General features: G+C 44.4%; 9 protein-coding genes. 7 read left to right on the top strand and 2 right to left on the bottom strand.

Annotation, left to right across the window (positions count from 1 at the left end; genetic code table 11):
* Positions 1–72: 72 nt before the first annotated feature.
* Entirely contained in the window at positions 73–1,158 is a 1,086-nt protein-coding gene (locus tag DDR33_RS20960; protein WP_109417759.1) for a mannose-1-phosphate guanylyltransferase, read from the bottom strand.
* A 594-nt stretch (positions 1,159–1,752) separates the two neighbouring features.
* On the opposite strand from DDR33_RS20960, the gene DDR33_RS20955 reads away from it, so the two are divergent.
* The 7 genes from DDR33_RS20955 (at position 1,753) to DDR33_RS20925 (ending at position 8,529) form a co-directional block, all read left to right on the top strand.
* Positions 1,753–1,968: a hypothetical protein gene (locus DDR33_RS20955; protein WP_109417758.1), complete on the top strand. Its 216-nt coding sequence runs from the start codon at positions 1,753–1,755 to the stop codon at positions 1,966–1,968.
* Between the two features lie 477 nt (positions 1,969–2,445).
* Entirely contained in the window at positions 2,446–2,730 is a 285-nt protein-coding gene (locus DDR33_RS20950; RefSeq protein WP_109417757.1) for a hypothetical protein, read from the top strand.
* A gap of 113 nt (positions 2,731–2,843) precedes the next feature.
* Positions 2,844–3,407, top strand: a complete 564-nt coding sequence (locus DDR33_RS20945) for a hypothetical protein (RefSeq protein ID WP_109417756.1) — start codon at positions 2,844–2,846, stop codon at positions 3,405–3,407.
* A gap of 157 nt (positions 3,408–3,564) precedes the next feature.
* Entirely contained in the window at positions 3,565–4,953 is a 1,389-nt protein-coding gene (locus DDR33_RS20940; protein ID WP_109417755.1) for an undecaprenyl-phosphate glucose phosphotransferase, read from the top strand.
* A 122-nt stretch (positions 4,954–5,075) separates the two neighbouring features.
* Positions 5,076–5,798: a hypothetical protein gene (locus DDR33_RS20935; protein WP_109417754.1), complete on the top strand. Its 723-nt coding sequence runs from the start codon at positions 5,076–5,078 to the stop codon at positions 5,796–5,798.
* 33 nt (positions 5,799–5,831) lie between these two features.
* Entirely contained in the window at positions 5,832–7,490 is a 1,659-nt protein-coding gene (locus DDR33_RS20930) for a hypothetical protein (RefSeq protein WP_109417753.1), read from the top strand.
* 151 nt (positions 7,491–7,641) lie between these two features.
* Positions 7,642–8,529 (top strand): FimB/Mfa2 family fimbrial subunit, encoded by an 888-nt coding sequence (locus tag DDR33_RS20925; protein ID WP_109417752.1) that lies wholly within the window; start codon positions 7,642–7,644, stop codon positions 8,527–8,529.
* 121 nt (positions 8,530–8,650) lie between these two features.
* Here DDR33_RS20925 and recA read toward each other — a convergent pair whose 3' ends face one another.
* Positions 8,651–9,652, bottom strand: coding sequence for a recombinase RecA (gene recA, locus DDR33_RS20920; RefSeq protein ID WP_109417751.1), 1,002 nt, complete (start codon positions 9,650–9,652; stop codon positions 8,651–8,653).
* Positions 9,653–9,775: the final 123 nt, after the last annotated feature.

Below are 9,775 nucleotides of genomic sequence, written 5' to 3'. Positions count from 1 at the left end.
GGATGAGTTGTAAGTTATAAGTGGTAAGTTTTAAGTTAAAAAGAAGGTCTCCCTTTCCGGGAGACCTTTGGGTTATATATAGTCTTCGCCGAAGGTGGTTTTGACGTCGGCGACAACTTGTTTGACTTCTTGTTCGCTGTTGCGGGGGACGATCATGATGGTATTGTTGGATTCGGCGATGATGTAGTCCTGTAAGCCTTTGACGACAATCTTTTTGCCGGCAGGGAGGTTGATCATGCAGCCGCTGGTGTTGTAAAGGAGGGCGCTGCCGGAGGGAACAACGACGTTTTCGTTGGCGTCTTTTTCGGCCAGGGTGTAGAGGGATGCCCAGGTGCCGAGGTCTGACCATCCGAAATCTACCGGAAGGACGTAGACGTTATCAGCTTGTTCCATAATGCCATAGTCGATGGAAATATTCTGGCTGGATGCGTAGTTTTCTTTGAGGAAGGTCTCTTCTTCGGGGGTGTTGTAGATCTCTTTTGCCCCGCCGAAAAGCTGGTGCATCTCAGGGAGGGATTTTTCGAAGGACTTCAACACTTCTGCTGCGCTCCAGATGAAGATCCCGGCATTCCAGAGGTATTCGCCGCTGGCAAGGAATGCTTCGGCTTTTTCCAGGTCCGGTTTTTCGGTGAACTGCTGTACTTTGCGGAACCCATTTCCCAGCAGCTCTTCGCTGAAGCGGATATAGCCGTAGCCTGTATCGGGCCTTGACGGCTGGATGCCGAGCGTGATGAGACAGGGGTTCTGTGATGCGGTTTCGAGGGCATTGCTGACGTCTTTGCTGAACTGAACCGTGTTGAGGATCAGGTGATCAGACGGGGCAACCACGATAGCAGCATCGGGATTTAATGCGTGTATTTTATGACAGGCGTATGCGATGCATGGAGCGGTGTTGCGCATCACCGGCTCGCAGAGTACCTGTGCATCGGTAATTCCTTTTAACTGTTCTTTTACGAGGTCCCGGTATTTTTCGTTGGTCAGAATATAAATATTCTGTTCGGGCACGATGTCTTTGAAGCGGTCGTAAGTGGCCTGGATGAGGCTTTTGCCTGTTCCGGCGATGTCGATGAACTGTTTAGGGTAAGTGGTACGGCTTACCGGCCAGAAGCGGCTTCCTACTCCGCCTGCCATGATCACTGCATAGTAGTTTTTGTGCATGAATGTAGATTTTTGAGCGTTTTGCTTTTATTTTTGCAATGATACGGGTTTTTTGTTAATTTTTTGTTAATAAAAGCGGGATGGGAAAGCGCTTTGCGGGCAAATTCTCATCGCAGGATGGAATGTAGCAGTTTTAAGACGCAGTATGGAAAAAAGGACAGGCAAACATGTGCTGAAGGTGTATAGTGCCTGGTAAGTTTTGTGCAGGGGTTATACATTTTATTGGTTTTGTGGTGTCAGGTGTTATACAACCCGTGCCAAAGCCGCTGTTTCTACGGAAAAAATGCGGAATATTGTTGCAGAGCCTGACCTGGTGCTTGCCATTCTTCCCAACAGGCAAGTGCATCCGATACAGGCCGGGCTCAAGTGTTTTTTTATTGATGCCCAAAGAAATCAGGGGGCGCGGGCAGAGGAATTAAATGAGCGATGATATTCGGTCTGCCCCGCGTACCTCTGTTTTTGTTAAACGACATGTTTGACGTATTGTTATGGAAATTTGTCCTTTTTTGTTAAATTTCCATTAATATTTGAAATTCATTAAACTTTTCGAATGATATTTTGTAATTTTACCGGCGTATTTAAAAACTCAAGGCTATGAATACAATATCTACTTCTGAACTTGGAATTGGCGGCAGAGGTTATCTGGCCCCTTCAAGTGACAGTCCCCTGCACCGTTGTCCGAAATGCGATGCGTATACCAGCCACCGGCTTCCCAACGGAAAGATGGCCAGCCAGGTGTTATTCTGGATGCCGTTGAAACGGTACCAGTGTGATCATTGTCACAATAAATTTTATATCCTCGCAAGATAAGTTTTTTCCCCTGCGGGGGTGACCGATGCGCAGCAGGCGTTCACAGCCTGGTTCCTTATTTTGAGAAAAAAGCCCTTTTTTTCATTGTGGCGCAACAATTGTCATTATTTTTTCGTTACTTGGTATAATTAACTAATAAGTTTTAACCGCATTAACGAAAGAGCCATGACACCTACCGTTATATTAATAGCTTTTCTGTATATCTGGATATATGAGGAATTGATGCAGGCGGCGCCCGACCCGGAAGAGGATGGCGAGAGCTTTGATTGAAATAATTCTGTTACCTGATTAGGTAATATTCAAATAATACCATATTATTGCGATATAATTATGCCTGTGTTAAAAGCCTGACACTGGCGGAATTATGGTGTATTCTCCTGCTTATATTGCCAATCTGCAGGGTTGCGGGCAACAGGACCTGCCCGGCGACTTTAATTTTAAAAATTTAAGCTGTTGTAAAAAACAGGAGGAGGTTTTATGCCATTAAAAGAGTTGTTGCTTAACAGTTCGAACTTTACCGAAGTACTTAACCAGTATGCTGTCAATCCTGCCGATTTTTGTGTTAAAGACGAGGATCTTATCTTTTCGAGACTGAAATCAACCAATGAAGATGTGTTCAGGGAAACTATCCTGATTGAAGGGCTGAATGATAAAGGCCGGATCTGCCTGATCGGTACCGTGTATGGTAATTTTGACAAAAACATCGCAGTATTTGAGCTTGAATCGGCTGAATATTTGAAGGGCGATACTGTATTGTGCTGAGAACCATTGGTTTGTCCGGGTTGAAAAAAATAAAAAAAATATTCTGCTTTATTTAAAACAAATCAAATAATTGCCGGTTTTATTGGGAAGTTACGATTAACGTCTCAATAGAAATGGATAATTTGTCGGAGGAAAAGATTTTCTCAGCAGTTGATGAAGATGTTTTATGGAAGCAGGTTACTGAGGATCTGGCCGGTGTGCAGGATTTGCTCGAATATCATGTTGTTCTGCAACAGGAAGGGAGACGTGTTCTCCTGGATATCGATGTAGATCTTGGTGGAGGTTTCGACAGCGGAACAGCATCAACTACTTTCAGCTCTTATTTATATAGCCGCGATAACTTTCGCTTTGCGATCCATAAACAAAATTTCCTGGACGAAATTGGTAAATTCTTTGGAATGCAGGACATTGTGCTCGGATATCCTGAGTTTGATAAACGGTTTGTGGTGAAAACGAATGATGAGGCACGGTGTGCTCTGCTCTTCGCTGATCCGGGGTTGCGCTCTACTCTTGTGTCCCTGCCTGAATTGAGCTTTGGGGTGGTACAGTACCTGCTGCAGCCCGACGACGGCAAGGCGCCTTTCCTGGAACTCAGGATCGAGGATGGAATTCCTGATCCGGCACTTTTACGCAAAATATACCACGCTTTCTATAAAATTCTCGAACAAATGGGGTAAAGAGTGTGAAATTGTGTGCTCTCTATCATATTTTCAAAGCTTGGTATTGTTAAGATTTTATTAACTTACTTGCTTTTTTGAGAAAAAAATAATAAAATGCATAGTTGTGAAATAAAATCATTATTATTGCACTGAATTACGCTCTAAATCAACGCTCATGCAGACTCGTTACTTATACGTGTTACGTATACTCTTGCTCATAACTGACGTCTTCCTTGTAAATGCGGCCTTCATTTTCGGCTATTTCTGTTATTTTGGCTTTGAAAGCTTAGCCATACCTGATTCTTACAGAAATTACCTACTTGTCAGTAATCTCATCTGGTTTTTTTCATCCAGCTTATTTGGCCTTTACCGTGATTTTACTTTGGAACAACTGGTGAATATCTACAGGGCAACCTGGAAAACCGTTGTGTTTCATGCCGTCCTTTTTGTTTTTTACCTGCTCTTTTCGGGCAATGATCATATGTCGAGGGGGTTCCTTCTGACTATGTATGGTTTGGTTGGCTTTGGCTTTCTGCTGAGCCGTTTTGCTGGAACCGTGTTTGAGTTTATGCTGTTCAGGCACTTTAAGGTGAGCCGGTCGGTGGCTGTTCTTGGCAGAAATAATACCGGGCTGAAGCTTGCAGGGTTCCTGGAGAAAAGCCAGAATTTTAAGTTTGAAGGTTTCCTGAACGAAGAGGAGTCTTATTATGTGGATGGAAGCGGTACGCTTCTTCCTTCTGCCTGCAGGGAAATTGCCAGTGCTGCGAGCCGCGGTATTAAAGACGTGTATGTTTCGCTGACGCCTGAAAGAATGCCCGAAGCGAAGTACCTGCTGGAAGAGGCAGAGAGACAATGCGTGAGGCTGAAGTTTGTGCCCGACCTGAGCGCTTCTATTGCTGCACCGTTTACAGTAAGCTATATGGGAGAGTTTCCGGTGATCAGTCTCCGGAAGGAACCTCTGGAGAATATAGAAAATCGCGTGAGAAAACGGATGTTCGACCTGATCTTCAGTTCGCTTGTCTTAGTTTTTATATTAAGCTGGCTGGTGCCGATCATTGCGGTTATCATCAAGATGCAAAGTCCGGGACCTGTGTTCTTCAAGCAACTCAGGAGCGGACGAAATAATGAACCTTTCTGGTGCTACAAGTTTAGAAGCATGCGTGTGAACAATGACAGTGATAAGGTGCAGGCTACTAAAAACGACAGCCGGATCACTCCTATCGGAAGAATTTTAAGAAAAACAAGTTTGGATGAACTTCCTCAGTTTTTTAATGTTCTTATCGGTAACATGAGTGTGATCGGGCCAAGACCTCACATGCTGAAGCATACTGAACAGTACAGTGCCATCATCGATAAGTTTATGGTGAGACAGTTTTTGAAGCCTGGTATCAGCGGATGGGCGCAGGTAAATGGCTTACGGGGTGAGACTGAAGATCCGAAACTGATGGAAAGCCGCGTGGAGCACGATATCTGGTATATGGAAAACTGGAGTGCCATGCTGGACATTAAAATTATTTTCATGACCGTTATCAATATCTTCAAGGGCGAAGACAAAGCTTATTAGAGATACTGGTCATCCTGAGAATTAAAACATCTTCTATTGAACATTTGGGAATTGTGCGGATGGGATTGTTGTGGGCTTGTTCGTAGGGAATTAATTTCGCTTAATAGTAAATAGAAACAAATATGAAAACATCGCTCTCATTACTTTTAATTGTTGGCTGTGTCTTCGTTTCATCGATAACGAAAGCACAACAAACGGGCACCTGGCTTAAGGATGGTGAACCCGGAAATCCTTTGTTCAGAAACCAGGTTGGTTTTACTGTGGGTACACAAGGTTTAGGTGCGGAAGTGGGTATTCCCCTTTCAACACGCTTTAACCTGCGTTTAGGCGCTAGTTTGCTTCCATGGGAAACTACTGAAATTTCGAAATTTAACAGTAGCCGTGATTACAAAACGGATATTGACGTGGATGTAATGAACCTTCGCGCTATGCTTGACTGGCAGCCGTTCCCTACTGCAGGAGGGTTCTTTAACCGCATGGCTCTTTCCGTAGGTGGTGCCTATTTTTATAAGGCAAAGGGTACAGCAAAAGCTCAGCTTACTGAGAACTACGTGTACGGAGACCTTGTGTTCACACCTGAAGAAGTGGGTGTTGTGACTGGTAGTGCAGACTGGACCGGATGGGCACCTTATGCAGGTCTGGGATGGCACAATATCCGTATCGTTGATACGTTCAACATCGGCTTTGACCTGGGTGCGTTCTATTTGGGTAAACCTGATGTTAAGATGGGGGCTACCAATATGTTAAGTGGTAACGACGTTCGTAACGAGCCAATCCTGAGAGATAACCTGAAGGATTACAAATGGCTTCCTAATTTCTCGATCAATCTGAAGTTTAATTATTAATGTGCAAAGGTGATTTATAAAAAAAGTGCTGTTATGAAAAAGATTTTTTACGCTGCGTTACTTGCGCTTGCCAGTTTTTCCTTTAACGCGTGTGATGACCCGAAGGACGGGATCACCATTACGCTGGGTAATGATGATATTTTTAAATACAAGTCTTCTTTCAGGCTTACGAATGCAAAGGACGGAGCTGCATTGCCCGACGGGATCTCGGTAGCGATTACAGGCCAGGATGCTGCATCTATCTATTCGCTTGATGGTAAGAAGAATTTTACTGTTACTAACGGTGTGGTTCAGTTTGGTGTGGATCCGCATGTTGAAGTGACAGATGCCCGCCCATTGAAGTTTAACTTCATTGTGACTGGTGCAAGTATCCTGGATATGAATTTCCCGGTAATGCTTACCAAGCAGAACCAGTTCCAGGAAAGAGTACTTTATATCCTTGATCTGAATAATCCGGCTCCTGGTGTATCAGTTGAAAACTTTACTTTCACAGGAGATCTTACTGCAGGTGTGGCTAATAAGAATATCTCGATTTCTTCAAAGCCTGAAAATAATACAAACCTGGTTACTTCGGTGACCTTCCCTAACGGAACTCAGTTTAAGAATGCCAGTAACCAGGTGATCTCTGGTTCTGAGCTGAAAGCTACGATCGTGAATATCGACCCCCGTTCAGTTGCCGGACTGCGTGTATTCCCAGGCGGGAGTTTGAGCAGTGACCAGATCAAAAACAGTTCAGACCAGATTGTAGCTGGTACATTTAACCCGGCTACTGTAACGGATATTGAACTGACAATAGGCGGACAGAGAGTTGCGTTCTTTGATGGTCAGCAGCCGGTGGTGAAGCAGGATATTGATCCTACTTATGTAAGCTCACAGACCGGCCGTACTTCTCAGATTGGAGATGTGATCTCTGTTTACAGCTACACTGTAGCTAGCGGAATGTTTGACTATGAAAGAGTTGGTACCGTTGTATCTTCTAACACAGGTGCTGGTGTCGCTCTTCAATATCCTATCACTCACCTTTCTACTTATACCGGAAGCGAACTTGAAGGTGCTTGTACTTCTACTACTCTTGCGCTCCAGGGAAGCTGGATGAAGGATGGTGTTACTTATCCTTTGCGTTTAAAGATACAGAATGTGGGCGGTGCTAATATTTACGAAACAGTGCTGAGTGTCTCGAATAAGAACAATGAAAACCTGGTAGCCTTACAGTCGATACCTTCCAGCAATGTAAGGGTAATCGTAGAGCATGCTTCAACTGGTCAGGTTCTTGCAAATACTCCGATTGTGGTAAATTGTGGTGGCGGCAATATCGATGTTACTTTGTCAGCCCCAACTGAACAACCTGTTGTAAGTCTTCAGCTTTATGTAAGATGTCCTAACCAAGCTCAGCCGGTAGAAATCCTGCCAACATTCATCCTGTATTACAGACCTGCGGGAAGCGGCGAGTTTAAGTTACTCGGTGAGGTTGAAGATGGATTTATCTCGACTACGTCTTTAAGCACTACTGTTGCTTATGACTTCAGAGGAGTATGGGGCAGTAAATCCAAGACTGTCAATAACAAGACTGTTAAGGCAATTGATATCAACCAGGCTACTGTTGGTACAGATAAAGATAAAGGCGAAATCCTTGGACAATATGCACCTGAGAATAATCTGAAGATGCTTCAGGAAGCATGTAACGAACTTTAGTTAGAAATCATCTCTCTAACGCTCTTAATCAATATGAAAGGCGGCCCTCAAGGCCGCCTTTTTTTGTTTTGGAAAAATGATCTTCGTCATTTTTGCTATGTTGGGTTGATTTTTTTGTAGAAATAAATTTACCTTGGAAGAAAACTTCATCATGAAGGTAAACTTATCAATGTTTTCGTTTGTGACCTTATGTCTTTTTTCCTGCGGAAAAAGCGGGTCTCCGGAACCGGAGAGTTCCGATTTGTATCCTATTAATTTCTCTGTTACTGGTTTCGACCAGGTGGTCGTGGAGGAAAAAAATGCGGTTTTTTCACCCTCGGATAGTGAGAGCCCGGGGAATTATATCCGGTACCTGCATTATTATATTTATGACTCGGGAGGGAATCTTGTGAAGAACATTAATCAGGGGGCTGAGAGTGATGACTTCGGGAATATCTCGGATAAGGTGAAGGCTGGTACTTATACGGTTGTGTTCATTGGTTCGAAGAATGATGATCCTGTCGGTTCTACAGCTTACCTCAACACCGTGAGAGTGATCAGCTCTGCTGTGGATGACGATCTGTACTTTAAGAAGATTTCGATAACGGTAGGAAAGGATGATGTGGACGAGGAGGTAAAGCTTGACCGGGTGACTTCTTGCCTTGAGCTAAAGCTGCTGGAGGTGTTGCCGGCTGAAGTGGCACGGGTGGATTTTACAGTGGTAAATGATTATTCGAATTTCCAGATTTCTTCGGCAAGTGTGGTTACCAGCGGGACGAAGTGCGAAAAGAAGGTTTCTAAAACACTGACGAATGAGAGTGAACGGACGAATGTGACAGTTAATGTATCGGTACTAAATGATGCGGGGCCTCTTACGGTCAGCATTGGGTGCTTTAACGAGAAGGGTGTTTCTGTGAAGGCTCTGGGCATACAGAATGTTCAGTGTGTGCGGAACAGGAAAACAATTCTCAGCGGAAAGCTTTTTACGAATCCCTCGGGCAGCTTTAAGGTTGGGGTAAACGGGGAATGGGATCCGGTGCCGATTGAGATATCGTTCTGAAATTAGGGATTCTGATGATAATGGCTATTCTGAATGAATGGCTCTGATGATTGTTCGTGTTAAAAAAAGAAGGTTGCTGTTTTGGTTTACAGCAACCTTCCTTTGTATTGAGAGGGTATGTTTATGCCTGCTGTGTGCCAGCTACTGCTTCTTTGATCTTTTCTTCGAGCTCTTCCATAAGATCAGGGTTGTCGAGGATGAGCTGCTTGACCGCATCACGGCCTTGTCCCAGTTTGGTATCGCCGTAGCTAAACCAGGATCCTGACTTCTTAATGATCTCGTACTCTACTCCAAGATCGATGATCTCACCTGCTTTGGAGATGCCTTCCCCAAACATGATATCGAACTCTGCGAGGCGGAAAGGAGGGGCTACTTTGTTCTTTACGATCTTTACTTTTACCCGGTTTCCGGATACTTCGTCGGTATCTTTGATCTGGGAAATACGGCGTACATCAAGGCGTACGGATGCGTAGAACTTTAAGGCGTTTCCTCCCGTGGTGGTTTCGGGGTTGCCGAACATGACGCCGATCTTTTCACGCAACTGGTTGATGAAGATACAGCAACATCCGGTCTTGGAGATGGTGCCGGTTAGTTTTCGCAGGGCCTGGGACATCAGGCGGGCCTGTAAGCCCATTTTTGAATCGCCCATTTCTCCTTCGATTTCTCCTTTGGGCACGAGAGCTGCTACGGAGTCGATTACGATGATGTCGATAGCACCGGAACGGATGAGGTTGTCGGCAATTTCGAGTGCCTGTTCTCCGTTGTCGGGCTGTGATATGAGGAGGTTTTCTATGTCTACTCCGAGTTTGCTTGCGTAAAACTTATCGAAAGCGTGTTCTGCATCTATGAATGCGGCAATGCCGCCTTTTTTCTGTGCTTCGGCAATGGCATGAATGGCCAGGGTGGTTTTACCGGATGATTCTGGTCCATATATTTCGATGATACGTCCCTTGGGTAAACCGCCGATTCCGAGTGCGATGTCGAGCCCCAGGGAGCCTGTAGAAATAGATTCTATGGGTTCTACGGCGGTGTCACCAAGTTTCATGATGGTGCCTTTTCCGTATGATTTTTCCAGCTTATCCAGCGTAAGCTGCAATGCCTTTAATTTATCTGCGTTGCTCATTTACTTAGTTTTGTTGGTGTAAATATAATGAAAAATATTTAAATGCTAATTTATTTAGTTTATTTGGATTGTATCGACTGATCAAAGATAAAGAATAGCTTTTAATTTTGGCTGTTGGCTTTT

The organism is Pararcticibacter amylolyticus, assembly GCF_003130405.1.
Lineage (GTDB): Bacteria > Bacteroidota > Bacteroidia > Sphingobacteriales > Sphingobacteriaceae > Arcticibacter > Arcticibacter amylolyticus.
This window is presented reverse-complemented; position numbering and strand designations above follow the sequence as displayed.

Bases quoted from the DNA above. Each gene is read 5' to 3' on its own strand.
- DDR33_RS20955 (WP_109417758.1), top strand. From the start codon at position 1,753: ATGAATACAATATCTACTTCTGAACTTGGAATTGGCGGCAGAGGTTAT.
- DDR33_RS20960 (WP_109417759.1), bottom strand. From the start codon at position 1,158: ATGCACAAAAACTACTATGCAGTGATCATGGCAGGCGGAGTAGGAAGC.
- recA (WP_109417751.1), bottom strand. From the start codon at position 9,652: ATGAGCAACGCAGATAAATTAAAGGCATTGCAGCTTACGCTGGATAAG.
- DDR33_RS20925 (WP_109417752.1), top strand. From the start codon at position 7,642: ATGAAGGTAAACTTATCAATGTTTTCGTTTGTGACCTTATGTCTTTTT.
- DDR33_RS20950 (WP_109417757.1), top strand. From the start codon at position 2,446: ATGCCATTAAAAGAGTTGTTGCTTAACAGTTCGAACTTTACCGAAGTA.
- DDR33_RS20940 (WP_109417755.1), top strand. From the start codon at position 3,565: ATGCAGACTCGTTACTTATACGTGTTACGTATACTCTTGCTCATAACT.
- DDR33_RS20935 (WP_109417754.1), top strand. From the start codon at position 5,076: ATGAAAACATCGCTCTCATTACTTTTAATTGTTGGCTGTGTCTTCGTT.
- DDR33_RS20945 (WP_109417756.1), top strand. From the start codon at position 2,844: ATGGATAATTTGTCGGAGGAAAAGATTTTCTCAGCAGTTGATGAAGAT.
- DDR33_RS20930 (WP_109417753.1), top strand. From the start codon at position 5,832: ATGAAAAAGATTTTTTACGCTGCGTTACTTGCGCTTGCCAGTTTTTCC.